Source organism: Bradyrhizobium sp. AZCC 2262 (assembly GCF_036924535.1).
Taxonomy (GTDB): Bacteria; Pseudomonadota; Alphaproteobacteria; order Rhizobiales; family Xanthobacteraceae; genus Bradyrhizobium.
Map to the genome: position 1 here is coordinate 3,189,551 of NZ_JAZHRT010000001.1, position 25,471 is coordinate 3,215,021.

30 protein-coding genes and 2 pseudogenes are annotated in these 25,471 nt (G+C 63.2%); 22 read left to right on the forward strand and 10 right to left on the reverse strand.

Annotated elements, in window-relative coordinates; all coding sequences use genetic code 11:
* Nucleotides 1-69 precede the first annotated feature (69 nt).
* Together V1283_RS15030 and V1283_RS15035 are read left to right on the forward strand one after the other, a co-directional pair.
* Nucleotides 70-714 (forward strand): protein-L-isoaspartate(D-aspartate) O-methyltransferase, encoded by a 645-nt coding sequence (locus V1283_RS15030; RefSeq protein WP_442895746.1) that lies wholly within the window; start codon nucleotides 70-72, stop codon nucleotides 712-714.
* 109 nt (nucleotides 715-823) lie between these two features.
* A complete protein-coding gene (locus V1283_RS15035) occupies nucleotides 824-2,200 on the forward strand; it encodes a peptidoglycan DD-metalloendopeptidase family protein (RefSeq protein WP_334387247.1) in 1,377 nt (458 codons plus the stop codon).
* A 115-nt stretch (nucleotides 2,201-2,315) separates the two neighbouring features.
* On the opposite strand, the gene V1283_RS15040 is transcribed toward V1283_RS15035, so the two are convergent.
* Nucleotides 2,316-3,296 (reverse strand): ATP-binding protein, encoded by a 981-nt coding sequence (locus V1283_RS15040; protein WP_334387248.1) that lies wholly within the window; start codon nucleotides 3,294-3,296, stop codon nucleotides 2,316-2,318.
* A gap of 195 nt (nucleotides 3,297-3,491) precedes the next feature.
* On the opposite strand from V1283_RS15040, the gene yajC reads away from it, so the two are divergent.
* From yajC to V1283_RS15065, 5 genes are read left to right on the forward strand one after another with little or no spacing between them, the layout of a single operon-like run.
* Nucleotides 3,492-3,854, forward strand: coding sequence for a preprotein translocase subunit YajC (gene yajC, locus V1283_RS15045; RefSeq protein WP_334387249.1), 363 nt, complete (start codon nucleotides 3,492-3,494; stop codon nucleotides 3,852-3,854).
* Between the two features lie 54 nt (nucleotides 3,855-3,908).
* Nucleotides 3,909-5,507 (forward strand): protein translocase subunit SecD, encoded by a 1,599-nt coding sequence (gene secD / locus V1283_RS15050; protein WP_334387250.1) that lies wholly within the window; start codon nucleotides 3,909-3,911, stop codon nucleotides 5,505-5,507.
* Nucleotides 5,508-5,518: 11 nt separating this feature from the next.
* Complete coding sequence (secF, locus tag V1283_RS15055; RefSeq protein WP_334387251.1) at nucleotides 5,519-6,520, forward strand: protein translocase subunit SecF; 1,002 nt, start codon at nucleotides 5,519-5,521, stop codon at nucleotides 6,518-6,520.
* Nucleotides 6,521-6,565: 45 nt separating this feature from the next.
* On the forward strand, nucleotides 6,566-6,961 hold the full coding sequence (locus V1283_RS15060; RefSeq protein WP_334387253.1) for an Mth938-like domain-containing protein: 396 nt from the start codon (nucleotides 6,566-6,568) through the stop codon (nucleotides 6,959-6,961).
* The gene (locus V1283_RS15065) at nucleotides 6,958-7,821 is read left to right on the forward strand and encodes a phytoene/squalene synthase family protein (protein WP_334387254.1); all 864 of its coding nucleotides are present in this window, start codon (nucleotides 6,958-6,960) and stop codon (nucleotides 7,819-7,821) included. The genes V1283_RS15060 and V1283_RS15065 overlap by 4 nt, the downstream gene beginning before the upstream one ends.
* A 104-nt stretch (nucleotides 7,822-7,925) precedes the next feature.
* On the opposite strand, the gene V1283_RS15070 is transcribed toward V1283_RS15065, so the two are convergent.
* The 3 genes from V1283_RS15070 to V1283_RS15080 all read right to left on the reverse strand — a co-directional run bounded on the left by V1283_RS15070 (nucleotide 7,926) and on the right by V1283_RS15080 (nucleotide 10,747).
* A complete protein-coding gene (locus tag V1283_RS15070; protein ID WP_334387255.1) occupies nucleotides 7,926-9,023 on the reverse strand; it encodes a serine/threonine protein kinase in 1,098 nt (365 codons plus the stop codon).
* Nucleotides 9,024-9,027: 4 nt separating this feature from the next.
* Complete coding sequence (trmFO, locus tag V1283_RS15075) at nucleotides 9,028-10,461, reverse strand: methylenetetrahydrofolate--tRNA-(uracil(54)-C(5))-methyltransferase (FADH(2)-oxidizing) TrmFO (RefSeq protein WP_334387256.1); 1,434 nt, start codon at nucleotides 10,459-10,461, stop codon at nucleotides 9,028-9,030.
* Between the two features lie 133 nt (nucleotides 10,462-10,594).
* Nucleotides 10,595-10,747 carry a DUF1127 domain-containing protein gene (locus V1283_RS15080; RefSeq protein WP_334387257.1) on the reverse strand — a complete coding sequence of 51 codons (153 nt, stop codon included), beginning with the start codon at nucleotides 10,745-10,747 and terminating at the stop codon, nucleotides 10,595-10,597.
* A gap of 840 nt (nucleotides 10,748-11,587) precedes the next feature.
* Here V1283_RS15080 and V1283_RS15085 point away from each other — a divergent pair.
* Complete coding sequence (locus V1283_RS15085; protein WP_334387258.1) at nucleotides 11,588-11,851, forward strand: hypothetical protein; 264 nt, start codon at nucleotides 11,588-11,590, stop codon at nucleotides 11,849-11,851.
* A gap of 53 nt (nucleotides 11,852-11,904) precedes the next feature.
* Here V1283_RS15085 and V1283_RS15090 read toward each other — a convergent pair whose 3' ends face one another.
* Both V1283_RS15090 and V1283_RS15095 read right to left on the reverse strand, forming a co-directional pair.
* The gene (locus tag V1283_RS15090; RefSeq protein WP_334387259.1) at nucleotides 11,905-12,720 is read right to left on the reverse strand and encodes a lytic murein transglycosylase; all 816 of its coding nucleotides are present in this window, start codon (nucleotides 12,718-12,720) and stop codon (nucleotides 11,905-11,907) included.
* Between the two features lie 210 nt (nucleotides 12,721-12,930).
* Nucleotides 12,931-13,842 carry a DUF2189 domain-containing protein gene (locus tag V1283_RS15095; protein ID WP_334387260.1) on the reverse strand — a complete coding sequence of 304 codons (912 nt, stop codon included), beginning with the start codon at nucleotides 13,840-13,842 and terminating at the stop codon, nucleotides 12,931-12,933.
* 300 nt (nucleotides 13,843-14,142) lie between these two features.
* On the opposite strand from V1283_RS15095, the gene V1283_RS15100 reads away from it, so the two are divergent.
* Both V1283_RS15100 and V1283_RS15105 read left to right on the forward strand, forming a co-directional pair.
* Entirely contained in the window at nucleotides 14,143-14,541 is a 399-nt protein-coding gene (locus V1283_RS15100) for a DUF3597 domain-containing protein (protein ID WP_334393074.1), read from the forward strand.
* A 162-nt stretch (nucleotides 14,542-14,703) separates the two neighbouring features.
* On the forward strand, nucleotides 14,704-15,495 hold the full coding sequence (locus V1283_RS15105; RefSeq protein WP_334387261.1) for a fumarylacetoacetate hydrolase family protein: 792 nt from the start codon (nucleotides 14,704-14,706) through the stop codon (nucleotides 15,493-15,495).
* 101 nt (nucleotides 15,496-15,596) lie between these two features.
* Here the strand turns inward: V1283_RS15105 and V1283_RS15110 are convergent, their stop codons facing one another.
* Nucleotides 15,597-15,869, reverse strand: a complete 273-nt coding sequence (locus V1283_RS15110; protein ID WP_334387263.1) for a GNAT family N-acetyltransferase — start codon at nucleotides 15,867-15,869, stop codon at nucleotides 15,597-15,599.
* Nucleotides 15,870-15,969: 100 nt separating this feature from the next.
* Here V1283_RS15110 and V1283_RS15115 point away from each other — a divergent pair, with 100 nt between their 5' ends.
* The 3 genes from V1283_RS15115 (at nucleotide 15,970) to V1283_RS15125 (ending at nucleotide 17,120) form a co-directional block, all read left to right on the forward strand.
* Complete coding sequence (locus V1283_RS15115; RefSeq protein ID WP_334387264.1) at nucleotides 15,970-16,287, forward strand: hypothetical protein; 318 nt, start codon at nucleotides 15,970-15,972, stop codon at nucleotides 16,285-16,287.
* Nucleotides 16,284-16,556, forward strand: a complete 273-nt coding sequence (locus V1283_RS15120; RefSeq protein ID WP_334387265.1) for a tetratricopeptide repeat protein — start codon at nucleotides 16,284-16,286, stop codon at nucleotides 16,554-16,556. The genes V1283_RS15115 and V1283_RS15120 overlap by 4 nt, the downstream gene beginning before the upstream one ends.
* 162 nt (nucleotides 16,557-16,718) lie before the next feature.
* Nucleotides 16,719-17,120 carry an SPW repeat protein gene (locus tag V1283_RS15125; RefSeq protein ID WP_442895861.1) on the forward strand — a complete coding sequence of 134 codons (402 nt, stop codon included), beginning with the start codon at nucleotides 16,719-16,721 and terminating at the stop codon, nucleotides 17,118-17,120.
* A 54-nt stretch (nucleotides 17,121-17,174) separates the two neighbouring features.
* Here V1283_RS15125 and V1283_RS15130 read toward each other — a convergent pair whose 3' ends face one another.
* Nucleotides 17,175-17,696, reverse strand: a complete 522-nt coding sequence (locus V1283_RS15130) for a DUF3828 domain-containing protein (protein ID WP_334387267.1) — start codon at nucleotides 17,694-17,696, stop codon at nucleotides 17,175-17,177.
* 59 nt (nucleotides 17,697-17,755) lie between these two features.
* Here V1283_RS15130 and V1283_RS15135 point away from each other — a divergent pair, with 59 nt between their 5' ends.
* The 3 genes from V1283_RS15135 to V1283_RS15145 all read left to right on the forward strand — a co-directional run bounded on the left by V1283_RS15135 (nucleotide 17,756) and on the right by V1283_RS15145 (nucleotide 20,523).
* Nucleotides 17,756-17,914 carry a hypothetical protein gene (locus V1283_RS15135; RefSeq protein WP_334393408.1) on the forward strand — a complete coding sequence of 53 codons (159 nt, stop codon included), beginning with the start codon at nucleotides 17,756-17,758 and terminating at the stop codon, nucleotides 17,912-17,914.
* A 109-nt stretch (nucleotides 17,915-18,023) separates the two neighbouring features.
* Nucleotides 18,024-19,661, forward strand: a complete 1,638-nt coding sequence (locus tag V1283_RS15140) for an acyl-CoA synthetase (RefSeq protein WP_334387268.1) — start codon at nucleotides 18,024-18,026, stop codon at nucleotides 19,659-19,661.
* 4 nt (nucleotides 19,662-19,665) lie between these two features.
* Nucleotides 19,666-20,523, forward strand: a complete 858-nt coding sequence (locus V1283_RS15145) for a PCC domain-containing protein (protein ID WP_334387269.1) — start codon at nucleotides 19,666-19,668, stop codon at nucleotides 20,521-20,523.
* A gap of 123 nt (nucleotides 20,524-20,646) precedes the next feature.
* On the opposite strand, the gene V1283_RS15150 is transcribed toward V1283_RS15145, so the two are convergent.
* Both V1283_RS15150 and V1283_RS15155 read right to left on the reverse strand, forming a co-directional pair.
* The gene (locus V1283_RS15150; RefSeq protein ID WP_334387270.1) at nucleotides 20,647-21,309 is read right to left on the reverse strand and encodes an outer membrane protein; all 663 of its coding nucleotides are present in this window, start codon (nucleotides 21,307-21,309) and stop codon (nucleotides 20,647-20,649) included.
* 473 nt (nucleotides 21,310-21,782) lie between these two features.
* Nucleotides 21,783-22,106, reverse strand: a complete 324-nt coding sequence (locus tag V1283_RS15155; protein ID WP_334387272.1) for a hypothetical protein — start codon at nucleotides 22,104-22,106, stop codon at nucleotides 21,783-21,785.
* Between the two features lie 207 nt (nucleotides 22,107-22,313).
* Here V1283_RS15155 and V1283_RS44715 point away from each other — a divergent pair.
* From V1283_RS44715 to V1283_RS15180, 6 genes and pseudogenes are all read left to right on the forward strand, one after another.
* A pseudogene (locus tag V1283_RS44715) lies at nucleotides 22,314-22,415 on the forward strand (AAA family ATPase); the annotation flags it as partial.
* 72 nt (nucleotides 22,416-22,487) lie between these two features.
* On the forward strand, nucleotides 22,488-22,979 hold the full coding sequence (locus V1283_RS44720; protein ID WP_442895862.1) for an AAA family ATPase: 492 nt from the start codon (nucleotides 22,488-22,490) through the stop codon (nucleotides 22,977-22,979).
* Between the two features lie 43 nt (nucleotides 22,980-23,022).
* A complete protein-coding gene (locus V1283_RS15165) occupies nucleotides 23,023-23,211 on the forward strand; it encodes a hypothetical protein (RefSeq protein ID WP_334387274.1) in 189 nt (62 codons plus the stop codon).
* Between the two features lie 234 nt (nucleotides 23,212-23,445).
* A pseudogene (locus V1283_RS15170) lies at nucleotides 23,446-23,988 on the forward strand (SRPBCC family protein).
* A 2-nt stretch (nucleotides 23,989-23,990) separates the two neighbouring features.
* Entirely contained in the window at nucleotides 23,991-24,938 is a 948-nt protein-coding gene (locus V1283_RS15175; RefSeq protein WP_334387275.1) for a YVTN family beta-propeller repeat protein, read from the forward strand.
* 196 nt (nucleotides 24,939-25,134) lie between these two features.
* A complete protein-coding gene (locus V1283_RS15180; RefSeq protein ID WP_334387276.1) occupies nucleotides 25,135-25,461 on the forward strand; it encodes a PRC-barrel domain-containing protein in 327 nt (108 codons plus the stop codon).
* Nucleotides 25,462-25,471 lie beyond the last annotated feature (10 nt).

Sequence of the window (25,471 nt, forward strand, 5' to 3'; positions counted from 1 at the left end):
TCTCGACGAAGCCTGAGCCTTGGGAAGTCTGAGCCTTGGACGGGCGGCTGAGCCCGCCGCGAGACCGCAATGTCGCAAGAACCGCCCGAGAAGATGATGTTTCAGCTCACCCTGCGGCGGCGCGGGATCAGCGACCAGGCGGTGCTGCGCACCATGGAAGAGGTGCCGCGGGAGGTTTTCGTGGCGGCTGGCGACCGCAGTCATGCCTATCGCGACAGCGCGCTCGGCATCGCCTGTGGGCAGACCATCAGCCAGCCCTTCGTGGTGGCCTACATGACCGAGCAGTTGCAGCTGCGGAAGGACCACAAGGTGCTTGAGATCGGTACCGGCTCCGGCTATCAGGCCGCGGTGCTGTCGCGGCTATGCGCGCATGTCCTGACCATCGAGCGCTACCGGACGCTGGCGAACACGGCCCGCGACCGACTCGAAGCGCTCCGCTATTACAATATCGAGGTGCTGAACGGCGACGGCTTCGACATTCCGCCCGGCGCCGGCGATTTCGACCGCATCATCGTCACCGCCGCGATGGAGCAGATCCCGGACAAACTGCAGCAGCGGCTCGAGCCCGGCGGCATCCTGATCGCACCGGTCGGCCCGCATCACGGCACCCAGACGCTGGTCAGGCTGACCAGGAAGGATAGCGGTTTCGAGCGCAAGGAATTGGTCGATGTCCGCTTCGTCCCGGCCCTGCCGGGAATTGCGCGCGAGCTGTAGAAACCCGGATTGGCGGTTCCCGCCAACATCTTATTCCAAGGGTTAAGCGGTTATTTACTCGGCAGGTGTTTACTCAAAACAGTATTTTGTTGCGTACGAGTGAGTAACCATGTCCCGTGTCGCCGAGTTGCTTCGCTCGCGTCGGGTGCCGCAGGTCGCGGTGCTGGCGCTGATGTCGGTCGGCTTTGCCGGCTGCAGCGCCGATATGCAGACGCGCTTATCCGATGGCTTCTCCAATCCCTTTGCCTCGCAGCCCGAAGCCACCGGTTCGGTACGCTCGCCCGCCGTCGAACGCCGCGAGCCGCCGCAATACGCCCGGCCGCAGGCGTCCTCCGCGCCGCAATACCAGTCCCAGCCCTTGCCGGCACCTGCCGTCGCTGCACCGCACGCTTATCCCGCCAGTTCGGGCGGGGTGTCGGGAGGGGGGCGCGGGATTTCGTCCTACGCACCGCCGTCCCGGCCACCCATCGAGACCACGGCCACGGTACCGCCGCGCTCGGTCGCGGCCGCGCGCCCGGTTGCGCCGAACGGCACCACGATCATCGTCGGCACCAGTGACACGCTCGACCTTCTGGCGAAGCGGTACAACGTTTCAGCCGCCGCGATCCTGCAGGCCAATGGCTATAAAGGCCCGCGCGTGCTGTCGCCCGGCCAGCAACTGATCATTCCGCGGCAGACGGCGGTGGCTGCGTCCGCTCCGTCGCTCGCGCCCCCGGTCAGCAAACCGGTTGCCGCTGCGGCCGCACCGTCGAGCGTCCATATCGTCAATCGCGGCGATACGCTGATGGGCATCGCGCGCCGGAACCATGTCCCGGTTGGCGAGCTCGCCAGGGCCAATAATCTCGATCAGTCCGCCAAGCTCAGCCTCGGCATGAAGCTGACCGTGCCCGGCTCGAAGTCCGCGGCCGTTGCGCCAGCGGCGCAGCCCGTCGCCGCCGCAGTACCTGCCCCGTCGGTGGCCCCGGTTGCGGCGTCGTCCACCAAGATGGCCGCCGCCGGCGGACCGCCGCAGGCCGCGCGGCTGGCCTCCGCCACCACGAATGTCACGGAAGAAAAGCCCGTCGTCGAGCAAGCTTCCATCAAGCCCAGCGAAGCCACCGGCGCGCTGCCGACCTTCCGCTGGCCGGTGCGCGGCAAGGTGATCACGAGCTACGGCGCCAAGACCAACGGCAAATCGAATGACGGAATCAACCTGGCGGTGCCGGAAGGCACGCCGGTGAAAGCTGCGGAAGATGGCGTGGTCGCCTATTCCGGCAACGAGCTCAAGGGTTACGGCAATCTGGTTCTGGTGCGGCACTCCAACGGTTACGTCACCGCATATGCCCATGCGAGTGAACTGATGGTAAAGCGCGGCGATACGATCAAGCGCGGCCAGATCATTGCCAAATCGGGTCAATCGGGTGAGGTGGGGTCGCCGCAGCTCCACTTCGAGATCCGCAAAGGATCTTCTCCGGTTGACCCGCTTCAATTCCTGAACGGGGCGTGACGGCGCAGCGCGCGTAGCCCGGATGAAGCGTAGCGAAATCCGGGGCCGGTCCTTCAACGGCCCAGACTGACCCCGGATTGCGCCACGCTTCATCCGGGCTACGGGTTCGCTACACCTACTTCCCTGAAAGCCTGACGCCCAGCCGTCCCGCCAGTTCCTGCGTGAACTGCCAGGCCACGCGGCCCGAACGCGACCCGCGCGTGGTCGACCATTCCAGCGCCTCGCGCTCCAGCGCTTCGTCAGCCATCTTGATGCCGTAATGGCCGCAATAGCCGCGTACCATAGCGAGGTATTCGTCCTGGCTGCAGCGGTGGAAGCCGAGCCAGAGACCAAACCGATCCGACAGCGACACCTTCTCCTCGACCGCTTCGCCCGGGTTGATCGCGGTCGAGCGTTCGTTCTCGATCATCTCGCGCGCCAGCAGGTGCCGCCGGTTCGAGGTGGCATAGAGGATGACGTTGTCGGGACGTCCCTCGATACCGCCTTCCAGCACCGCCTTCAGCGATTTGTAGGAGGCATCGTTGCCGTCGAAGGAGAGATCGTCGCAGAACACGATGAAGCGGAAATCGGAGCTGCGTAAGAGATCCATCAGGCCGGGCAGGCTCTCGATGTCCTCGCGGTGGATCTCGATCAGCTTCAGCCGGTCGGCCGGTTTGCGGTCGATGTTGATATTGGCGTGAGTGGCCTTCACCAGCGACGACTTGCCCATGCCGCGCGCGCCCCACAGCAGCGCGTTGTTCGCGGGCAGCCCGTCGGCAAAGCGCTCGGTGTTTTCGATCAGGATGTCGCGCATCCGGTCGATGCCCTTGAGCAGGCCAAGGTCGACGCGGCTGACGCGCGGCACCGGTGAAAGCCGTCCGTCCGGATGCCAGACAAAGGCGTCGGCAGAGCCGAACGACTCGAGGGTCCCGACCGGGGAGGCCGCGGAAAGGTGGCCGGCGATGGCTTCCAGCGCGGTCGCAATCCGCTCGGCGGTGGCGCCGTTGAGCGCATCTGCCGGACGTTTTGTCGCGGTTTTTGCAAGGGCTCGCGAGGCAGCCCTGGGGGCGGCGCGAGCCGGTGTTTGAGCCGCAGTTTTCTTGGCTTTTTTCGACATTTTCGGAGTTCCTGACCGCGCAGCCTTAACGGGCCTTGGAAGGTCCCGCAAGCGGCCTAAATGAGAGGTCCGGCCACGTTGCAATTAGGCCCGCCGCCGCTATAGTCCGCGCGAATTTGCCCGGACCGGCGATTTGCCCCAAGGCGCTAAGCCCAGGCATGGCCGGTTCTTTTCCGTCTCACGAGGATTGTTCGAATGCTGATAACCCCTGCGTACGCCCAGGCCGCAGCCGGCGGCGATGCCAACAGCATGTTGATGTCGCTGCTGCCGTTCGCGCTGATCTTCGTCATCATGTATTTCCTGATTCTGCGCCCGCAGCAGAAGAAGGTGAAGGATCACGCCGAACTGGTCAAAAACATCCGCCGCGGCGACACGGTGATTACTTCGGGTGGTCTGGTCGGCAAGGTGACCAAGGTGGTCGATGACGACCAGATCGAGTTCGAGATTTCGGACGGCGTCCGCGTGCGGCAGATGCGGCAGATGATTTCGGGCGTCCGCACCAAGGGCGAGCCGGCCAAGGAAAAGAGTGAGGCCAAGGACGAGACGTCCGCGAGCTGAGTTTTCCGCGCCGCTTCCCGCGGCGCATTTTCCTGGATCTGACGGGTCTACTCGATGTTGTATTTCACGCGGTGGAAGGCGCTGGCGATCATTCTGACCGCGCTTGTGGTCTGCCTGTTCGCGGTTCCGAATTTCTTTCCCCAGGAGCGGGTGAAGACCTGGCCGGCGTGGGCACAGCGGCACATCGTGCTCGGCCTCGATTTGCAGGGTGGTTCGTACCTGCTGCTCGAAGTCGATTCCAACTACGTGAAGAAGGAAAAGCTCGATCAGGTGCGCGACGAAGTTCGTCGCGTGCTGCGTGAGGCCAAGATTGGCTATACCGGCCTTTCCTCGCGCGCCGACGCGGTCGAGGTCCGCGTCAAGGACAGCGACCTGCAGGCGGCGCTTCCCAAGCTGCGTGAACTGTCGCAGCCGCTGGGCGGTTTGCTTGGCTCCTCAGGGCAGCGCAGCCTCGAAGTCTCGGATGCCGGCGGCGGGCTGATCCGTCTCACGGTTCCGCAAGCCGCCATTACCGAACGCATCCGGCAAACCATCGAACAATCGATCCAGATCGTCGAGCGCCGCATCAACCAACTCGGCACCGTCGAACCCTTGATCCAGCGGCAGGGCACCGACCGCATTCTGGTTCAGGTGCCGGGCTTGCAGGATCCGACGGAGTTAAAACGCATCCTTGGCCAGACCGCCAAGATGGAATTCCGCATGGTCGATTCGTCGGTGTCGCCGGATCAGGCGCAACGGGGAAGCGTGCCGGCCGATTCGGAAATCCTGATGAGCGAGCAATCGCCCAAGGTGCCCTACGTCATCAAGAAGCAGGTGCTGGTTTCCGGCGGCGACCTCACGGATGCGCAGCCGGGCTTCGACCAGCGCACCAATGAACCGATCGTCAACTTCAAATTCAACAGTTCGGGCTCGCGCAAATTCGCGCAGGCGACGTCGGAGAATGTCGGGCTGCCGTTTGCCATCATCCTCGATAACAAGGTGATCTCCGCGCCTGTGATCCGCGAGCCGATCACCGGCGGGCAGGGGCAGATTTCCGGCAGCTTTACCGTGCAGTCGGCGAACGAACTTGCGCTGCTGCTGCGGGCCGGCGCGCTGCCGGCGCCGCTGACCGTGATCGAGGAGCGTACCGTCGGTCCGGGCCTCGGCCAGGATTCGATCGAGAAGGGCGAACTGGCGGCCTATGTCGGCTCGATCATGGTCATCGTGTTCATGCTGGTGACCTATCGCCTGTTCGGCGTATTCGCCAACATCGCGGTCGCCATCAACGTCGCGATGATCTTCGGCATCCTGTCGCTGCTCAACGCCACGCTGACGCTACCCGGCATCGCCGGCATCGTGCTGACGGTGGGTATTGCGGTCGACTCCAACGTGCTGATCTATGAACGCATCCGCGAGGAGCTGCGCGGCGGCCGTAATGCGATTTCGGCGATCGACGCCGGCTTCAGGCGCGCGCTGTCGACCATTCTGGACTCCAACATCACCACCTTCATCGCCGCCGCGGTGCTGTTCTATATCGGCACCGGCCCGGTGCGCGGCTTCGCCGTTACGCTCGGCATTGGCATCATTACTACAGTCTTCACCGCCTTTACCCTCACCAGCCTGATCGTCGCCGGCTGGGTGCGATGGAAACGGCCGAAGACCGTGCCGATCTAGGAATCTCACTCGTGACTCAATACGTTCTCATTGGGCTTGGCATTCTGATCGCCGTGCTGACCGTGGTCGCCGCGCTCGATCTGCTGCCGCCGCTGCGCATCGTTCCCGACGATACGCATTTCGATTTCACCCGCTTTCGCCGCATCAGCTTTCCGATATCGGCGGCGCTTTCGATTCTGGCGATCGTGCTGTTCTTCACCCACGGGCTGAATTTCGGCATCGACTTCAGGGGCGGCACGCTCCTGGAGGTGCAGAACAAGTCCGGCCCCGCCGATATCGGTGCGATGCGCGCGACACTGAGCACGCTTGGGCTCGGAGACATCCAGTTGCAGCAGTTCGGCGGTCCGAACGACGTGCTGATCCGGGTGGCTGAGCAGCCGGGCGGCGACGCCGCGCAGCAGCAGGCCGTGCAGAAGGTTCGCGGCGCGCTCGGCGACACCGTCGAATATCGCCGCGTCGAGGTGGTGGGGCCGCGCGTTTCCGGCGAACTCCTGGCCTACGGCATGCTCGGCCTGATGCTCGCGATCTTCTCGATCCTGATCTATCTCTGGTTCCGGTTCGAATGGCAGTTCGCCTTGGGCGCCATGATCGCCAACGTCCACGACATCGTGCTGACGATCGGCTTCATGTCGATCACCCAGGTTGATTTCGACCTCACCAGCATCGCGGCGCTGTTGACCATTCTCGGCTACTCCCTGAACGATACGGTCGTGATCTACGACCGCATCCGGGAAATGCTGCGGCGGTACAAGAAAATGCCGATGCCGCAACTGCTGAACGAATCCATCAATTCGACATTGTCGCGCTCGATCATCACCCACGTCACCGTGACGCTGGCCTTGCTGGCCCTGCTGCTGTTCGGCGGCCATGCGATCCACAGCTTCACGGCGGTGATGATGTTCGGCGTGGTGCTGGTCGGCACCTACACCTCGATCTTCATCGCCGCGCCGATCCTGATCTATCTCGGCGTCGGTGAGCACCGCGACGCGCCGGATAAGCCTGCGAAGAAGTAAGTCGGCATGATCCCGGAAAGTGGGAACCGGTTTTCGGAAAAGATCATGCCAAATCGAACAACTACATCCTCGGACGCTCCCCATCTTCCGAGGTCGGCGCCGATCGAAGCCTACGGCAAGGGTGGCTTCGCCTTCGCCGACATGTCGCACCGCGGCTCGCTATTGTGCCTGCCGGACGGGATATGGGCCTGGCCGGTGACGAAACCGGCCGAGATCGACGAATATTCGCTTGCGCGCGTGTTCAAGGCCGCCAATTCCATCGACACGCTGATCATCGGCACCGGCACGGAAGTCTGGATGCCGCCGACAATCCTGCGCGAGGCGCTGCGTACGGTCAGGGTCGTGCTGGACCCGATGCAGACGGGACCTGCCATCCGCACCTACAACATCATGCTGGGCGAGCGCCGGCGCGTCGCGGCGGCGCTGATCGCAGTGCCATGAGCGGGGCGGCGACGTCGAAGGATTCCGCCGCCTTCTGCGCCGATCTGGTGCGCACGCACGACTTTGTCCGTTATGCGTCGACGCTGTTCCTGCCACAGGCCCAGCGCCGCGCCCTGCTGTCGGTCTATGCCTTCAATGTCGAGATATCGCGCGTGCGCGAGCAGGTCAGCCAGCCGCTGCCGGGCGAAATGCGGCTGCAATGGTGGACCGACATGCTGGGAGGCGCCGGCCATGGCGGCGTCGAGGGCAATCCGGTCGCGGCCGAACTGTTGCAGACGATCGCCGAATTCCGCCTGCCGGTCGAGCCGCTGTCGCGGTTGATCGAGGAGCATCAGTTCGACCTCTACAACGATCCGATGCCGTCGATGGCGGCGCTGGAGGGGTATGTCACCGACACGTCAGCGGCGCTGTTCTCGCTCGGCGCGCGGATCGCGGTACAGCCGTCGGCCGTGATCGACCATCTCGCGCGCCATGCCGGGCTGGCACGGGGCACGGCGCAGGTGATCGCCACGCTGCCGCTCGATGCCGCGCGGCGTCAGCTATTCCTGCCGCTGCAATTGCTGCAGCAACACGGTAGCGGAATGGAAGAAGTCTTTGCGGGCAAGCAGACGCCGCGGGCGCGTGCAGCGATCGATCAGTTGGCGGCGGACGCCCGAAAAAATCTCCGTACTGCCTTCGAGCTGCTCGCGCATGTGCCGCCGCAGGCGCGGCGGGTGTTCCTGCCGCTGGCGTTGGTCCGCCGCGACTTGGAGCGCATGTCGCGTGCTGACTTTGATCCCTTCGTGCCACAGGCGCCGTCGCGGCTGCGGACCTTGTGGACGTTGTGGCGCGCGTCGCGGACGCGCGAGTTTAGCGGGTAAGGGGCGTCGGTCCAACCGTCGTCATTGCGAGCGCAGCGAAGCAATCCATGTCGCCGCGGATGGACGGATTGCTTCGTCGCTGCGCTCCTCGCAATGACGGTAACCTACTGCGAGTTCAACTCACTGCTTTCGAAATTGAACCGGTCCCGCAAATTCTTGCGGCTCTCCAAAATGTCTTTCATGAACGCGCGGTCGACCTCGCTCTTGATCAACGGCTCGATCAGATCGATCTGATTCATCGCGACGAGTTGCAGGATCTCCGTGCGCGGCTTGCCGGCGGCATCGCGCGGCAGGGCATGCACCACCTGGATATGCTCCGGCGGCTTGACGCCCTTGGTGGAGGACAGTTCTCCGCGCAACTGCTTTTCCAGCGCGACACTGTCGGCCTCGACAAAGGCGTACAACCCGACGCCGGTGCGGCGGTCGGCGAACGCGACAATGGCGGTGTCGCGCACTTCAGGATTCTTCCTGATCAGATCGATCAAGACAGGCGCGTCGTTGACCAGCCGGCGGCCGCCGCCTTCGCGATCGGTGAAATTGAACAGCCCGCGGGTGATGGCCTGGTAGACCTTCTTGCCGGTCATGAGCCAGATACTGGCGACAAAGGATTTGCGCGCCAGAATCTTGCGCTCCATCGGCGTCAGCGCCTGTGGCGCATAGCTGCGCTTGTGCTTCAGCAGATGGCGCAAGTCCTCGTAGGCCGCGATCCGGAACAGGCGGCTTCTCGTTTTGAAGCAGCCGGCCAGTTGAAAATCGGTCACATAGGCCCGGCCGTCACTGCCACGGAGCCAGTTCTGCTCCTTGGCGAGATCATTATGGCAGATGCCGGCACGGTGCAGCTTGCGAAGCGCGAGCTTGGCAGAGCGGAAATAGGCGAGGTCGCCATGGGGCTTTGCCAGATGCAGCGCGACGCCGTCGATGAAGCCGCGTACCAGCGCTTGCCGTCCCGCCCACAGCAGCTTCGGGCCGACGTCGAGCTCGCGTGCCAGCGCCAGCGCGCGGCGTTCGCGGGCGAAGAGATGGCGGGCGAGCGGATAGGACCACAGCGGCACCTGGTCGAGCCGGCGCAGCACCGCGTCAACCTCACCGGTATCGTCGCGAAAGCGGCCGCGTTCGACGGTCGAGAACACGTCTCGCTTCAGCAGTACGCCTTCGGTCCAGCGCGCCGACAGAATGGCGGCGTCGTCTTTTGGCAAACCCATGGTGTTACGCCGCCGCCGCTACGCGCAGATGATCGGCAATCCAGCGATCGAGATCGGCCAGCGCCCGGGCGCTGAGCGCCTGCTTTTTTGCCACTGTCTTCTCGTTGCCGCGCAGCCTCGTGCCGTCGGGCTTCTTGGTCGGCGGACTGGCCAGCGGCGGGAACAGACCGAAATTGATGTTCATCGGCTGGAATGAGCGCGTTCCGGCCTCAATGGTTTCGATGTGGCCGCCAGTGATATGCCCGAGCAGCGAGCCCAACGCGGTGGTCACGGGCGGCGGTTCGAGCGACTGCGCCCGCGCGTTCGCCGCGGCATAGAGGCCCGCGATCAGGCCGATGCTGGCGGATTCCACATAGCCCTCGCAGCCGGTCATCTGGCCGGCAAAGCGCAGCCTCGGCTGCGCGCGCAAGCGCAACTGGCCATCCAGCAGCTTTGGCGAATTCAGGAAGGTGTTGCGATGCAGGCCGCCGAGCCGGGCGAATTCGGCGTTCTCGAGCCCCGGAATGGTACGGAACACGCGCTGCTGTGCACCGTAGTTCAGTTTGGTCTGGAAGCCGACGATGTTGTAGAGCGTGCCGAGCTTGTTGTCCTGCCGCAACTGCACGATCGCGTAGGCCTTGACGGTCGGGTTGTGCGGATTGGTCAGCCCGACCGGCTTCATCGGCCCGTGCCGCAGGGTTTCCGGTCCGCGTTCGGCCATCACTTCGACCGGCAGGCAGCCGTCGAAATAGGGCGTACTGGTTTCCCAGTCCTTGAAATCCACCTTCTCGCCGGCGAGGAGCGCCGCGACAAAGGCGTCATACTGTTCTTTGGCCATCGGGCAGTTGATGTAGTCGGCGCCGGTGCCGCCGGGCCCGACCTTGTCGTAACGCGACTGAAACCACGCCACCGACATGTCGATGGAATCCCTGTGTACGATCGGCGCGATCGCATCGAAGAACGCCAGCGCGTTCTCGTCGGTGAGTTCGCGGATGGCGTCCGCCAGCGGCGCCGAGGTGAGGGGGCCGGTCGCGACGATCACGTTACCCCATTCGGCGGGCGGCAGGCCGGCGATTTCAGTCCGGTCGATCTCGATCAGGGGATGGTCGTGCAGGGCGCGGGTGACGGCCGCGGAAAACCCGTCGCGGTCGACCGCCAGCGCCCCGCCCGCGGGCACCTGGTTGGTGTCGGCGCAGCGCATGATCAGCGAGCCCAGCCGGCGCATTTCGGCATGCAGCAGGCCGACGGCGTTGTTGGCGGCGTCGTCGGAGCGAAACGAGTTGGAGCAGACGAGTTCGGCCAGGCCCTCGGTGCGGTGCGCCTCGGTCATCCGCAACGGGCGCATCTCGTGGAGGACGACGCGAACACCCGCATTGGCGATCTGCCAGGCAGCTTCCGAACCGGCCAAGCCGCCGCCAACCACATGGACGGTGTCAGTTTGGGGAGTGGAGGAAATCATGCGCGCAGGGTTAGCGCGTTTTCGCGCCAAGCGCACCGGTTTGCGTGAAGAAAACGCGTCAAACCAAAAGCTGGAAACGACAACGCCCGCAGCGGGGCGGGCGTTATCCGTTCGTCAGGCGGCTGAACAGAAATCAGCTGCTATAGGTTCCGGCGGCAACGCGCGGAATGTCCGCACGATCAAGGCCGATATCGGCCAGTTCGCGATCGCTGAGCTGGGACAGTTCGCTGACATTGCGCTGATAATCCCGGAACGCCTGGATCATGCGGATGAGCGAGAGTAGCATCGTAGTCTCCTTGAAGTTGCGATTCAGCCTTTGAGGTCGGCCTCATCGTTGAAATGAATATAGCTTAGATTCCGCAGTGCAGAAGTTCCGATGTTGCGATGCAGCTAATCCTAAAACGCATGGCATTGGTAAGAGCCGCTTAACCTTTGCGCATGGCTGCCGGATCGGTCGGCTTGCGTGCCCAGCACCTGCAAGTAATGCCGTAAATTTGCGGGTTTTGTGTAATCGCGTGATGACTCTTATCGTCTGACCAAGTGGCGGTGGGGAAGGCCGAACACAAGTTGGCGACCGGGTCCGGCAGACAAAATGTGCAAATTAGCCAGGTTTTTTGGAATTTTCTTATGCGCTAATCGCATGTGTCGTGTCGCTTATAAATGAATATATATTCATTATTACAAGCAGTGAAGCTGCACCTGCCTGGATAGTTTGGGACTGTGCGGCCAACCTGCGTGACGGGTCATTTCGTCAGCGCAACCGCGCGCGCGAGGTTGATGACGGGACGGCCGATGTCATGTGCGGCGGCGTCCCGGTGTTTGGCCTGTTGGGGAAGACCCGGTTCAATTGCTTGTCCTGTCGTCAGCGTCGAAACGATAGCGCGCCTGAGGTGCCGGCTACCGTTGCCGTGAAATGATTTGCAGCATCACCAAAGATGATTGCCGCAAGACCGCGCGTGCCTTCCTTACCGGACCGTAATGAAAAAGAACGATTTCGCATAAGGCCTGTGCGCGCCGCGCTTACAACCTCGCGCGAAGTTCATCCTGAAGTTCCTCCGCTTCGGCGAAGAATTGTTTTTGCAGACGGCAATGATGCCGTCTGTCCAAAAACAAAAGGGGAGTTACCATGCTCAACAAATTACTCGCAGCCACCGCAATTGCAGCCTTGGCATTTGCCGTCGCTCCCGCCGACGCAGCGCGAGTCAAAGCGGGCTGCAGCGGCGATAATCTGAGCAAGACCGAAACGATGATCGAGAACATGGCGGACGGCGAGGGCAAGATCGCCGCCCAGAAGGAAATTGCGGCTGCCCAGGATGCCATGCTGAGCGGCAAGATGGGCGTCTGTGCGTCACATCTGAGCAAGGCGATGCACGTGGGTACGGCGAAGTAGACTAGCTTGCAAAGGGCCGGTCGGCTTGCGATCGGCCCTTTGAATTTTTCTGTTCAAGGCGCCCGCGAAAGCTGCGTCGCGAAATAGGCGATGGTCTTGGCGTAGACATCGCTCTTGTTCCACTCCTTGATCGCAGCGAAATTGGCGCTGCCGGGCTCCCAGTCCTTGCCGCGTTGCCAGCCGTGGCTGGCAAGGAAGTTGGCGGTCGAAGCCAGCACGTCCGGGGGGCTGCGCAGCAGATCGCGGCGGCCGTTGCTGTCGAAATCAACCGCGAACTTGATGTAGGACGACGGCATGAACTGGGTCTGGCCGATTTCGCCCGCCCATGCGCCGCGCAACTCCTGTGGCGCGATATCGCCGCGCTCGACGATGCGCAGCGCGTCCATCAGCTCGGCCTTGAACAGGTCGGTGCGGCGGCAGTCATAGGCCAGCGTCGCCAGCGAGCGCAGCGTCGGGAATTTTCCGATGTTGACGCCGAAATCAGTTTCCAGGCCCCAGATCGCCACCAGTACTTCGCCGGGCACGCCATACGCCTGTTCGATTCGCCCGAGCACCGAGCCGTATTGCTTGAGCATGTTGGCGCCGCGGGTCAGCCGGGGCGGAACCATGCGGCCGGAGAATTCCTCAAACGTCTGGCTGAACACCTTCTGCGAATGGTCGCGGGCCAGCACGCTCTTGTCGAGCGTGACGCCGGTCAGGCCAGCCTGTATGGCGGCGGCCGAAATGCCTTTGGCGGCTGCTTCCTTCTTGAAATCTTCCAGCCACGTTTCGAACGGACCCGTGCCACAGGGCGCCGCCAAGGCTGGCGCCGCAGAAGTCACCAACAGGGCGCCCAGGGTCAGAGCGCGCAGAGAAAGGCGGGAAATCATCGTGCCGTTCGCTCCACGATCGATGCATCATCGATGGTTAGTGTCCACGTCACGTCGAATGTTCGAAGTAAGATCGGCCAAAACAAGGCTGATGTCGTTGCTGCCGATGCCTTTCCGTTGAAGATGCTCAATTCATCGTTAGTGAGCGGTGAACGACGACACCGCCGGTCGGTTCGGCCGGCGGTGTGATCGACCGGGTTCCGTGCAGGCCTATGCGCTGTCCTTGCGCCGCCAGGGGAACAGATTGGCCGGGAAATCGGCCGCAGGCTTGCGTTCGCGTTGCACGCGAGGCGGAAGCGGCTGCGGATTGAGTTCCGGCTCAATCGTCTCCCGATAGAGATGCCACGTGGCGTGCCCGAGCAGCGGGATGACGACGGCAAGGCCGAGGAAAGCCGGCAGCGATCCCGCCACCAGCAGCACCGCGACGATCAATCCCCAGGCCGCCATCGGCCCGGGATTGCGTGCGACTGCGCGCAGCGAGGTCACCATCGCATCGCCGGCGCCGGCATGACGGTCGAGCATCAACGGAAACGACACCACGCTGATGCACAGCGCGATGAGGGCAAACAGGAAGCCGACACCGCAGCCGACCACGATCAGCCACCAACCTTGCGGCGTCGTCAGCACGCGTTCGACGAAATCGGAAACGCCGGTCGCGCCTGCATAGCCGAACGCGGCGATGTAAATCGCCTGCGCGGTAGCCACCCATGTCACGAACAGCGCGAGCAACAGCACGCCGAGCCCGAGCATCGCGCCAAACGATGGCGAGCGCACGACCTCGAGCGCGTCCCAGGCGGTTGCCTGTTCGCCGCGTTCGCGACGGCGGCTCATTTCGTAGAGGCCGAGCGCAGCAAACGGGCCGAGCAGCGCAAAGCCGGCGGCGAGCGGAAACAACAGCGGCAGCACCGAATAGCCGTGCACGGCGCGTGCCAGCATCAATCCGAGGACGGGATAGATGATGCACAGGATGATGGCGTGGCTTGGCACGGCTTTGAAGTCTTCCCAGCCGCGCTGCAAGGCCTGATGGAGTTCTGATAAGCCGATGGTTCGGATAACGGGCGCCGCGGCGGTGTCTGGTCCGCTCTGCGCCACCGATGTGACATTGCCTTGATAGGTGGCCATGGTCGCTGTCTCCCTCGCGGTCGCATTGTGCGCCAACCGAAAGACGCACATGCGCCGTTTCATAAAACGATCACGATCAGGCCAGACGCGAAGACGGACAAGAGGGGGAAGGAACTGGCATGTCGCGAACTGAAACAACAGCGTACTCCCAAACAGCGACAAACGCACTCACGCTTCGGTGAATGTTTCATTGGCAAGCTTCATCTGGCTGGCTAGACTTGCCGGCGATCCGGCGTGGTGCTGCCGGTCAAACAGTGCCGCCAGAGACTCACCCCATCCTCAATTCATTGGGAGCGAACGATGAGCATTTTCGGAAAAATCATGAGCGCAATCTTCGGCAGCAAGGCAGACGCCGCACCAGCCGGCGGTGGCGCGGCCGCAGGCGCCGGGTCGTCCGGTGGGGCCGCTGGATCGTCCGGTGGGGCTGCTGCACCTGCCGCAACCGTCGACGTCGCGCCCATCCTCGACCAGGCGGTGAAGGCCAAGGGCGAGAAGCTGGAGTGGCGGACCTCGATCGTCGACTTGATGAAAGCGCTCGACATCGATTCCAGCTTCGCCGCGCGCAAGGAGCTCGCGAAGGAACTCGGCTATACCGGCGACAGCAACGATTCCGCGAGCATGAATATCTGGCTGCACAAGCAGGTCATGGCCAAGCTGGCCGCCAATGGCGGCAAGCTGCCGCCGGATATCAAGCACTGAGGCTTCGTCCGGTTCACAGAATGCAAAGGCCCGCGGCGACGCGGGCCTTCTTTTTTGGGTGCGATTGCAATGCAACAATGTGCAAACGGTATGCACTTCATGGAAAAAACGCTGTAGATACGGGCGGACAAAGAACACTAAGCAAAACAAAGGAGGACGCCAATGAGCAATGTCGATCGCAGGACCATCCTGGCAACGGGCGCGCTGGCGCTGGCCGGTGCGGGCGTGGAGTCCGGCACGGCTGCGGCGCAGGCCGGCCCGAAATCGATTTTTCCGGTTGGCACGACGACCATCCCGATCGTGGGTGAGACCGATGTGTTTCCGGTGCGGCGGATTTATTGCATCGGGCGAAACTACGCCGCGCATGCGCGCGAAATGGGTTCGGATCCCAATCGCGAGCCGCCGTTCTTCTTTCAAAAGCCGACCGACGCGATCCAGAATGTTACGATCGGCGCGGTCGCCGATCATCCTTATCCCTCGCTCACCAAAAACTATCATTACGAGGTCGAGCTGGTGGCGGCGCTGAAATCGGGCGGCACCAATATCTCCCCGGAGCAGGCGCTCGACCACGTCTACGGCTATGCGCTCGGCCTCGACATGACGCGGCGCGATCTGCAGCGCGCGATGGGCGACGAGAAGAAGCCTTGGGAAATCGGCAAGAGCTTCGATCGCTCCGCGGTGCTCGGGCCGATTCACCCCGCAGCCAAGACCGGACATTTCACCAAGGGCGCGATCTCGCTGGCGGTGAATGGCACGGTCAAGCAGAACTCCGATCTGCGCAACATGATCTGGAGCGTGGCGGAGCAGATCTCCAAGCTTTCGGAAGCTTTTGAACTCAAGCCGGGCGATATCATCTATTCGGGTACGCCGGAAAATGTCGGCCCGGTCGTGAAGGGCGACGTCCTCCTGTGCAAGCTCGAAGGTTTGCCGGATATGTCGATCCGGATTACGTGAGGCGCAGGTAGCCCGGATGGAGCGAAGCGAAATCCGGGTTTTTCGCGGCCAAGGGACTTATCCCGGATTGCGCTTCGCTCCATCCGGGCTACGACGCTGGCTCACCCCGTCAGATCGGCAAACTGCGGATTCTTGCTCAGATAATCAACGACGAACCCGCAGCCGGCAATGACCTTGCGGCCGTCGGCGCGGATCAGTTCGAGCGCACCCCTGATCAAGTCGGAAGCGATGCCGCGGCCGCGCAGCGCGCGGGGCGTTTCGGTATGGGTGATGATGACCGCCGAGGGCGTGACGCGATAATTCGCAAACGCCACAGCGCCGTCGACGTCGAGTTCGAAGCGGTTTTGAGCCTTGTTGTCGCGGACGGCGGCCATGTGGCGATTCCCGGATGATTCACCGTTTCATTTAGGGACATGAACCGGCCGATGCAAACCGGCGACGAAGAGGGAACTGGCTCGCCGGGGATTGGCTGACATGCGTGTTCTGACCTGCCTGACCGTTGCACTGCTGGGCACTGCCGTGTTGCTTGCGCAACCGCCTGCCGCGTCTGCCCAAGTGTCTGTTGAAGGCGACCAGAGCTGGCAGACCTGCGTCAGCGTGACGACGCCGCCGGACGAGAAGGTGGCCGCGTGCAGCACGGTCATCGATGCCAAACGCGAAACCGGCAGCAAGCTTGCGGCGGCGTACTGCTTCCGCGGCCACGGTCTGACCGAGAAGTGGCAGTACGATGCGGCGCTTGCCGACCTCAACGAGTCGATCTCGACCGTGCCGCAGCCGACTATGGCGAGGTGATCAAGCTGGCGCCGACGGACGCCCGCGGCTGGCGTAACCGCGGGATGATCCGGCTGTTCAAGGGCGACACCAAGCGCGGTTTGGCCGACTACGACATGGCGCTGCAATATGACCCGGCCGACGCCTATTCCTGGAACAATCGTGGCCAGGCCAGGATGCGGCTCAGAGACAAGGCGGGCGCGATTGCCGATTTCCGCAAGGCGCTGGAGGTCGGTCCCGGCCTGCGCACCGCAAGCGAGAGCCTGCAACGGCTCGGTGCGGCGCAATAGGACGGGACGCCGGCGGTTCGCGCGCGCAAGATCTTTGCAGCCGGACCTTGCAACGGGTTGTGGGGTTCCTAGTTCTTTTGAATGACATACGCCGCCGAAGCGGCCGAGTCTGGGCTCGATATCGGCCGCCGACGTATGCCTCTTTTCAAGGGGAGGTTTTCAATGTCGGGCTTTGGTTTCTTCAGCAAACATCGCACGTGGGAGGACTGGTTCGGCATGCTGCTTGGCGCGCTGATCGTGGTATCGCCGTGGTTTCCTTTCTCCAGCCACGACGTGATGGACGCCGAACGCAGCACCATGATCCTCAATACGTTCGTGGTCGGTATGCTGGTGTTCGGTCTGGCCCAGCTCGAATATGTCGCACTGCAGCGCTGGGAGGAGGTGGGCGAGATCGCACTCGGCCTCTGGCTGATCGCCTCACCGCTCATCCTCGGCTACTCCGGTGATGAGATGCTCCGGATTTGGCACGCCACGCTCGGCGGAATCGTCGTCCTGCTGGGTGCGCTTCAGCTTTGGCAGGATTGGCGCTTGAGCGACCAGGAACTTGCCAACCATCCGCAGTAATTGCTTGCCTGGGCCTGCCGGTTGATCGCCGGCAGGCCCGGCGGGTGCTACGTCCTAGTTTTTGAACGAATCGACGAGCAGGCTGCGGATCGACCATGGCTTGCCTTCGACGCTACCCTTGATGTCGTCGATTTTCCATTGGCCGGCATCGCGGACGAAATCATAGCGGATGGTCCCGTCGGCCGGCTTCGTCCGAGAACCCTGGTGACCGTCGATCGTGACGGCAATCGTTGCCTTGTCGGCCTCCTGCTTCTCCACGGCTACCTTGAACGATTTTACGTCCGGGTCCTGCGAATTGGTGACGGGATCGAAATCGACCGGTCCAACATCGCCCTTGCGCGTGCGGGCATCCGCTTTGGCCCAGAGCGCAATGAGCGATTTCGACAGGTAGTTTGCCTTGGCCGCTTTGTTCTCGAACACGAACGCGCCGCCGGAATCGCCCTTGCCCTTGGCAGCGCGGGTGTAGATGGCCGTGACGATGCCGGCCGGATCGTCCGCCGCCGGCGCTTCGTGCGGCAAGGTCGCGGCAAGCAGGCCGGCTGCGCCTGATAATATCAGTTCTCGGCGGGTAATCATTTTGATCCTCAATTCGGGTGGGCGGCTTCTGGACGGGAATGCGTGGCTGGACCATGGTGATGTCTGCAACGCTTGCGCTGGAGATTATCATGGCCAATGAGAAGGGCCCCAACATCAAGAAGAAGCAGAAATGCAAGAATTGCGAGGGCAAGGGCCTGCTGAAGAAGGGCGACAGGGTGCTCAAGTGCCAGCGCTGCAAGGGCACCGGTGTGCGGTAATGCCCGCCTTGGGTGCCCTGTCTTGGATTTGAGTTGACGCCGGGCCTTCTGCTATCGTCGTCGTGAGGTGTTCCATGTCTGTATTTCCAAGCGTAATGGTTGAATCCCTGTGACTGAAGTTGTGACGATCCCCACCCCGCGCGGCGGCCTGGCGCGGATGTCGCGCCGGGTGATGAACCTGGCGCATATGCTGACCCAGAATGCCCGCCGCCATGGCGACCGCATTGGCTTCATCTGGGGCGACAGATCCTGGACCTGGCGCGAGATCGATGGCCATGTCTCGGCGCTGGCGGCGGCGCTGGCCGCGCGCGGTATCGTCAAGGGCGACCGCGTTCTGGTCCATTCCAAGAATTGCGACGAGATGTTCTGGTCGATGTTCGCGGCCTTCCGTCTCGGCGCCATCTGGGTGCCAACCAATTTCCGCCTGATGCCGGACGAGGTCGCCTATCTCGCCACCGCCTCCGGCGCGAAGGCGTTTCTGTGCCATGGCGATTTCCCCGATCACGCCACCGCAGCCGCCAATCCCGCGCTCGAATTCATCTGGCGGATCGGCGAGGGCAGCTTCGGCGAGAGGACGGTGAGCGAGGCGATCGCGTCGCAAGCCGGCGCCAAGGTCGAGAATGCAGCGGTTGACTACGATGATCCCTGCTGGTTCTTCTTCACCTCGGGCACCACCGGGCGCTCCAAGGCGGCGGTGCTCACCCACGGCCAGATGGCCTTTGTGGTGACAAATCATCTCGCCGACCTGATGCCGGGCACGACGGAAACCGATGCCTCGCTGGTGGTCGCGCCGCTGTCGCATGGCGCCGGTGTGCACCAGCTCGTGCAGGCCGCACGCGGCGTGCCGACCATCCTGCTGCCGTCGGAGAAATTCGACATCGCCGAAGCGTTCCGGCTGATCGAGGTTCACCGCGTCAGCAACATTTTTACGGTGCCGACCATTCTGAAGATGATGGTCGAGCATCCGTCCGTTGACAAATACGATCATTCCTCGCTGCGTTTCGTGATCTATGCCGGCGCGCCGATGTATCGCGAGGACCAGAAGGCGGCGCTGAACAAGCTCGGCCCGGTGCTGGTGCAGTATTTCGGCCTCGGCGAGGTCACCGGCAACATCACGGTGATGCCGGCCAGTCTGCACGATCCCGAGGACGGCCCGCAGGCCCGCATCGGCACCTGCGGCTTCGAGCGCACCGGCATGCAGGTCTCGATCCAGGGCGACGACGGGCGCGAGCTGAAACCGTTCGAGACCGGCGAGATCTGCGTGATCGGTCCTGCCGTGTTCGCCGGCTATTACGACAACCCCGAAGCCAACGCGAAGGCGTTTCGCGACGGCTGGTTTCGTACCGGCGATCTCGGCCACGTGGACGAGGAGGGATTCGTCTACATCACCGGCCGCGCCTCGGACATGTACATCTCGGGCGGCTCCAACATCTATCCGCGCGAGGTCGAGGAGAAGATTCTCACACACCCCGCGATCGGCGAGGTCGCCGTGCTCGGCGTGCCCGACCCGTTCTGGGGCGAGGTGGGAGTAGCCGTCTGCGTTGCGCGCGAGGGCGCAGCCGCCGTAAGCGAGGCGGAGCTCGCCGCGTTTCTCGCGGCGAAGGTGCCGCGTTACAAGATGCCGAAGCGCTTCTTCTTCTGGGAGGCGTTGCCGAAGTCCGGCTATGGCAAGATTCCGAAGCGGCTGGTCCGCGATGAACTCGAGGCGCGAGGGTTGCTTGAGCTCATTTCCAAGACGGCCAGCTGAGGCGATGCGCAGCATTGACCAGCCCGGCGCGGCGGTGCCCGAACGCATCCAGTGGGTCGAGGCGCGAGGCCGGGCATTTTCATTCACGCTTGCCGCCGGCCTGCCGCTGCTGGAGGCCGCGCGCCGCGGCTTTGCCGAAGCAGGCTTTTCAGGCGGCGTGCTGAGCATGCGGGGAGGGGCGCTCGGGCCCTTTGCCTATGTGATGCCGGCGCTGTCGAAGACCGGAGCGAACGCGGCGTTCTACAGCGACACGTTTCGGCCCTCCGGCATCACGCGGCTGAAGTGTGGGGCGATGACGCTTGGCGAGCGTGACGGCGCGCCGTTCTTCCATTGCCACGGGCTGTGGACCGAGACCGACGGAAGCCTGCACGGCGGCCACATTCTGCCCGAGGAGAGCATCGTCGCCGAATCGTTCGCGGTGGAAGCGTTCGGCATCGACGGTGCCATGTTCACGGCCGAGCCCGATCCCGAGACCAATTTCAAATTGTTCGGCCCTGTCGCGCGCGCCGGCACGGATGTGAAGGCCGAGAGCCGCGCCTTTGCGCTGCGGCTGCGGCCGAATCAGGATTTTGCCGCGGCGCTGGAGACCTTTTGCCGGCAGCACGGAATTTTGCGCGCGCGGATTCATGGCGGCGTCGGCTCCACGATCGGCGCGCATTTCATCGACGGCCGCACCGTCGTGCCGTTTGCGACCGAGCTTGCGATCAAGGCCGGCGCGATAGCGCCCGGCGCTGACGGCACGCTGCAGGCGGAGCTCGATGTCGCGCTGGTCGATTATCTCGGCGGCATCGCCGAGGGCCAGCTGATGCGCGGCGACAATCCGGTGCTGATGACGATGGAGCTGGTGCTCGAGGTGATCTGAGTTTTTCGTAAACGCCGTGGGGTGGGCAAAGGCGCGTTCGCGCCGTGCCCACCGTTTCTCGAAGAGCGTCACGCTGAATGGTGGGCACGCTTGCGCTTTGCCCACCCTACGCAGCTACAATGCTTACCTGAAGTGATAGTTCACCCCGACCTTGATGGTGTGGAAGTCGATGTTGTTGGAAGGAAACGGCTCACCGCCAAAATTATAGGTCTCGCCGCCAAGGCTGGTGAACATGTATTCGCCCTTGGCCGACCAGTTCGGCGCGAACATGTATTCGATGCCGCCGCCGATCGTATAGCCGGAATGAGTGTGGCTATCCGAAAACGTCGCGCCCAGCACCGGAATGGAAAGGGAGGACTTGTTGTTGGCCCAGGCGTAGCCGCCCTTGGCGTAGAGAAGCGCCGCGTCCATCGCGAAGCCGGCACGGCCGGTCACGCTTCCGAATGCATTGATCTTGGAATCCACCGTGGCCGTGGCGCCACCACCGATGTCCTCGGTTACGCTGTCCTTGATGCTGGCGCCGGCGGCGTCGACTTCGACGCCGAATACGAACTGGCTGCCGGGGAGCTGCCAGTTGTAGCCGACAGTGCCGCCACCAAAACCGCCGCTGCCCGAATCGGTCCCCCAGGCACCACCGCCCATCGCGCCGACATAGAAGCCGGACCAGTTATACGCCGCAACCACCGCCGCCGGGGGCGCTTTGGAATAGGGCCGCGCCTGCATGTCGGCTGCCGACGCCGCGCTCGCGACCGAAAGGGCCACACCAGCTAAAAGTAGTTGTTTCATTTTTTGTCCCCTAAAGTTGAACACTCGAATACCCCCCTGCGGGCTCGATAACGAACCGATCGCACCGGCATGGTGACGTATCGTTGTGGAAGCGGGCGCGAACCGCGCCCAAGGAGCCGTCTGCAAGCTACGTTGCGCGGATGTGAGAACGATCGCTTGCGGGTTAACCATACGATATGCATGCCGGCAAAAATTGGACTGAAGCACGACTGCTTGAGGTTGCTATTTCAGCGACGATGCGGCGCGCAGCTTCAACAACGCAGCGGCGGCGCAATTCCACCGAATCTTCCACCTTCGCTCGTCGAAGCTTCGTCGGACAAATCGTCGCAGAGCCTGTCACCGCATTCGCGCGACCGGTTGGCTCCTCACAATGACGCACCTCAGATACATTTCAGTCAAGTTTCGAACAGCACGTCTTCGCATTCTCGCGACGCATTGCGCCCGAGCTTTGCTTGCGCTGCGAGTTCACTCCATCACCGCCGTTTGCGAACATGCACGTTGATGTCGAGATCGATCGCGCTGACGCAAGTCTGTCTTGTGCGATGCAAGCCGCCTTCATGCCAGCGGCCCTGGCGGGTACGGGCATCTCTGACTCCTGTCAATTTTAGACAGCGCCATTGCGGCAGTCGCCCACTGCTTTCGCCGGCGAATTGCCAGGCGAGGACGACCTCTTCGCCATTTTTGTTGGTACCGATGATGTGCGGACACAGTTCGCGGGGACGGCCGTCATAGCTGCAGACGACCTGCTGCTCGCTAAGGATGGCGTTGCGGAAGAGGGTGTAGGTGGCGCTGGGCATCGCTGCTTTTGGCGGGGACGGCGTTTGCCATCTGGGGTTGCGGGACGATCAGGATATATGCATTGAATGCGATGTTGTTCCATCGGACCCGCACACATGGCTTCCAGACGCAACCGCCCGATCAACCTGCCGGCGCCATATCTCAGGCGCATCTGGCTCGAGCCGTCGCGGATCACCAACCGCGAGGCCTATCCGTTCTGCTTGCCCTTGCTGCGCGATGATTTCGAGCTGAGCTTTGACAAGGCGATCACGATCATCGTCGGCGAGAATGGCACCGGCAAATCCACCTTGCTCGAAGGCATCGCCGTGCTCGCCGGCTATGACGAAGCCGGCGGCGGCAAGGGCTACATGACGGTCGACCACTCATGGGCGTTGGAAAAAATGGGGGGCCAATTGTCCGACGCGTTGCGGGCGAGCTGGCTACCCAAAATCACAAATGGCTGGTTTTTCCGCGCCGAAAGCTTTTTCTCGGTCGCCCGATACCTGGACGAGATGGCCCAGAAATATCCGATGGGAGGAGGCCCGCCGCCGGACTTCCTGTCCCATTCCCACGGCGAAGGGTTTTTGCGTTTCTTCGAGGAGCGCTGCCAGCGGCAGGGTATCTTCATCTTCGACGAACCGGAATCCGCGCTGTCGCCCTCGCGCCAGATCGCGTTCCTGAAGCTGATGCGGCGGATGGAGGACATCGGCCATTGCCAGATCATCATGGCCACGCATTCGCCAATGCTGATGGCATACCCGAACGCGAGGCTGCTGCGGCTGACGAAATACGGGCTTGAGCCGGTGACGGTAAAAGAGACCGACCACTACAGGGTCATGCGGGAGTTTTGTGAGGATCCGGCCGGGTTTGTGGAAGCGGCGATGGAGGAGTGAGATCGTAGGGTGGGAAGAGCGAAGCGAAACCCACCGTTTCAAAATGACGGGTTGCGCGGAGTTCATCATCGGGCCGGCCAAAGGCCGGACCCGGATGCAGGCGCGTGGATCGTCTGGCGTAAGCTTGATCGAACTGTACGAGCAGCAGGTCGCGGAGACCCGGCGCATGAACGTCTTTCTGGAACGGATCGCGGCGTCGCTGGAGAAGCGGGAAGGCTCGGCGGGAAGTTGAACGTAGTGGGTATAGCCAACGGGTCCGGCCTCTCGGTTGGCCCGACGATAAATCCGCGAGGCCCACCATTTCAAGAAGTGATGGACATCGCTTGCTCCACCCATCCTATGGTATTATCGGACGCAACCTGCGCGTCTCGGCCGTGCCACAAACCAGCCCCCTTTGGTCTGAAAATGCGTTACGATAACGCCGCTGCGCGGCTAGCGCGGGCCAACGAGACAATGGGGAAACGACATGAGGACGACGCTCGCGAGGGTGGGGGCCGTGGTGGCGGCGCTGGCAGTGATAGGCGCAGCCTGGGCGCACGGACCGACCCGCTAGAAGGTGCGGGAATCGATCGAGATCAACGCGCCGCCGGCCAAGGTGTGGGCCGCGATCGGCAATTTCCAGGACATGAGCTGGCTGCCGCCGGTCAGCAAGACCGAGGGCGACAAAGGCAACGCGATCGAGGCCACGCGGCGTTTGAGGCTGGCTGATGGCGCGACCGTCGATGAGGAGCTCTACAAATACGACGCCGAGAAGATGAGCTATTCGTACCGGATCACCGCCGTCGATGTGAAGGTGCTGCCGGTCACCAACTATTCGTCGACCCTGACGGTCACGCCCAGCGCCGACGGCAAGGGCAGCAGCCTGGAGTGGGCCGGCGCGTTCTATCGCGGCTTTCCCAACAACGATCCGCCGCCGGAGCTGAGCGACGAGGCCGCCGTGAAGGCAGTGAGCGGGCTTTATCGCGCAGGCCTCGAGGCGCTGAAGAAGAAGGTCGAAAGCGGAAGCTGAGCGTGCGGGCGATCGCTCTGGCGGCGCTCGTCGCCGGCATCGGCGCCGCCTCGGCCGGGCCGGCGAGGGCCGAGGAGGCCTTCGTCACCAATCAGCTCAGCGAAAATCTGTCGGTCGTGGACCTCGCAACCGCGCGGCCGGTCGCGACCATCGCAATTGCCGGCAAGCCTGCGGGCATCGCCGTCACGCCGGACGGGCGCTTCGCTTATGTGACGAGCCCCGACACCAAGGCGCTGACGGTGGTCGATGCCGCCGCCCGCCGGATCGTAGGCAAGATCGACGTCGGCGGTGGCCCGCTCGGTGTCGCGGTGGCGCCGGATGGCGCCACGGTCTATGTCGCCGACTGGTACGCCGCGGCGGTGCGGGTGATCGATCCGCAAGCGCAGCGCGTGATCGCCGATATCGCGGTCGGCGCCTCGCCGTCGGGGCTTGCGGTGACACCAGACGGGCTGCTGCTGCTTTCGGCGGACCGCGATGCCGACAGCGTGTCTGTCATCGATACCGCGACGCGGAAACGACGCGCCACGATCAAGGTCGGGGAGCGCCCGTTTGGCATTACCATCGATGCCGAGGGCCGGCGCGCCTACACCGCCAACGTCGGATCCAACGACGTCTCCGTGATCGACATCGCCGATAACAGCGAGATCGCGCGCGTGAAGACGGGCTTGCGCCCCTATGCGGTCGCACTCGCGCAAGGCCGCGGTTTCGTCACCGACCAGTATGACGGCACCGTCAGCGTGTTCGATCTCGCCACGCTCGCGCCGGTCAAGCGCATCACCGTAGGCGATTACCCGGAAGGGATCGCGGCGACGGCGGACGGCCGGCAGATCATCGTGGCGAACTGGGAGAGCAACTCGATCAGCGTGATCGATGCGGTCGAGCTGAAGGTGACCGGCGAGATCAAGGTCGGCGACGGGCCACGGGCGTTCGGGGCGTTTCTGCGGCGGTAGCCGGAGAGGGCGCGCAGTCGGGGCGTTCGGCATTGCAAAAGATCAAGCAAAGAGCCGTCGTAGCATGTGCGCTGGGTCTGAAGTGCGACGGGAACAGCCAACCGTGCGTTGATGCACCGCGGCGACGAGACGCCCCCGCATGCCGGGCTCGTTTGTGCTATAATGCCGGGAGAACAGAGAAGACAGGGAGGTGACCATGCCGCATACCCTGGTGCCCAGTGATCGCGTCGAGCACGTGAACGTCTACTGCCGCGACGGTACAAAGCTCGGCTCGATCGAACGCCTGATGCTCGACAAGACAAGCGGAACGGTCGCCTACGCCGTCATCAAGACCGGAGGGCTGCTCGGCAGCCACCATCATTGTCCGATCCGGTGGGACGCCCTCCGATTTGATCCCGCGCGTCAGGCCTACCAGACCGACGTGACGCCGGAGGATCTGCGCGCCGGTCCGTCCGAACTCGATGAAGAAGCCTTCGACTGGGGCGACCGCTCGCGCCCGCATCCGCATTATTGGACGGTGTAGTGGATCAACG

Excerpts from the sequence above, each read along its gene's own strand:
- trmFO (WP_334387256.1), bottom strand. The coding sequence starts at position 10,461 with ATGATTTCCTCCACTCCCCAAACTGACACCGTCCATGTGGTTGGCGGC.
- V1283_RS15115 (WP_334387264.1), top strand. The coding sequence starts at position 15,970 with ATGCGTGTTCTGACCTGCCTGACCGTTGCACTGCTGGGCACTGCCGTG.
- V1283_RS15100 (WP_334393074.1), top strand. The coding sequence starts at position 14,143 with ATGAGCATTTTCGGAAAAATCATGAGCGCAATCTTCGGCAGCAAGGCA.
- V1283_RS15070 (WP_334387255.1), bottom strand. The coding sequence starts at position 9,023 with ATGGGTTTGCCAAAAGACGACGCCGCCATTCTGTCGGCGCGCTGGACC.
- V1283_RS15065 (WP_334387254.1), top strand. The coding sequence starts at position 6,958 with ATGAGCGGGGCGGCGACGTCGAAGGATTCCGCCGCCTTCTGCGCCGAT.
- V1283_RS15090 (WP_334387259.1), bottom strand. The coding sequence starts at position 12,720 with ATGATTTCCCGCCTTTCTCTGCGCGCTCTGACCCTGGGCGCCCTGTTG.
- V1283_RS15165 (WP_334387274.1), top strand. The coding sequence starts at position 23,023 with ATGACGGGTTGCGCGGAGTTCATCATCGGGCCGGCCAAAGGCCGGACC.
- V1283_RS15040 (WP_334387248.1), bottom strand. The coding sequence starts at position 3,296 with ATGTCGAAAAAAGCCAAGAAAACTGCGGCTCAAACACCGGCTCGCGCC.
- V1283_RS15060 (WP_334387253.1), top strand. The coding sequence starts at position 6,566 with ATGCCAAATCGAACAACTACATCCTCGGACGCTCCCCATCTTCCGAGG.
- V1283_RS15145 (WP_334387269.1), top strand. The coding sequence starts at position 19,666 with ATGCGCAGCATTGACCAGCCCGGCGCGGCGGTGCCCGAACGCATCCAG.
- V1283_RS15085 (WP_334387258.1), top strand. The coding sequence starts at position 11,588 with ATGCTCAACAAATTACTCGCAGCCACCGCAATTGCAGCCTTGGCATTT.
- V1283_RS44720 (WP_442895862.1), top strand. The coding sequence starts at position 22,488 with ATGGGGGGCCAATTGTCCGACGCGTTGCGGGCGAGCTGGCTACCCAAA.
- V1283_RS15150 (WP_334387270.1), bottom strand. The coding sequence starts at position 21,309 with ATGAAACAACTACTTTTAGCTGGTGTGGCCCTTTCGGTCGCGAGCGCG.
- V1283_RS15135 (WP_334393408.1), top strand. The coding sequence starts at position 17,756 with ATGTCTGCAACGCTTGCGCTGGAGATTATCATGGCCAATGAGAAGGGC.
- secD (WP_334387250.1), top strand. The coding sequence starts at position 3,909 with ATGTTGTATTTCACGCGGTGGAAGGCGCTGGCGATCATTCTGACCGCG.
- yajC (WP_334387249.1), top strand. The coding sequence starts at position 3,492 with ATGCTGATAACCCCTGCGTACGCCCAGGCCGCAGCCGGCGGCGATGCC.
- V1283_RS15105 (WP_334387261.1), top strand. The coding sequence starts at position 14,704 with ATGAGCAATGTCGATCGCAGGACCATCCTGGCAACGGGCGCGCTGGCG.
- V1283_RS15080 (WP_334387257.1), bottom strand. The coding sequence starts at position 10,747 with ATGCTACTCTCGCTCATCCGCATGATCCAGGCGTTCCGGGATTATCAG.
- V1283_RS15180 (WP_334387276.1), top strand. The coding sequence starts at position 25,135 with ATGCCGCATACCCTGGTGCCCAGTGATCGCGTCGAGCACGTGAACGTC.
- V1283_RS15130 (WP_334387267.1), bottom strand. The coding sequence starts at position 17,696 with ATGATTACCCGCCGAGAACTGATATTATCAGGCGCAGCCGGCCTGCTT.
- V1283_RS15110 (WP_334387263.1), bottom strand. The coding sequence starts at position 15,869 with ATGGCCGCCGTCCGCGACAACAAGGCTCAAAACCGCTTCGAACTCGAC.
- V1283_RS15095 (WP_334387260.1), bottom strand. The coding sequence starts at position 13,842 with ATGGCCACCTATCAAGGCAATGTCACATCGGTGGCGCAGAGCGGACCA.
- V1283_RS15035 (WP_334387247.1), top strand. The coding sequence starts at position 824 with ATGTCCCGTGTCGCCGAGTTGCTTCGCTCGCGTCGGGTGCCGCAGGTC.
- V1283_RS15125 (WP_442895861.1), top strand. The coding sequence starts at position 16,719 with ATGTCGGGCTTTGGTTTCTTCAGCAAACATCGCACGTGGGAGGACTGG.
- V1283_RS15030 (WP_442895746.1), top strand. The coding sequence starts at position 70 with ATGTCGCAAGAACCGCCCGAGAAGATGATGTTTCAGCTCACCCTGCGG.
- V1283_RS15155 (WP_334387272.1), bottom strand. The coding sequence starts at position 22,106 with ATGCCCAGCGCCACCTACACCCTCTTCCGCAACGCCATCCTTAGCGAG.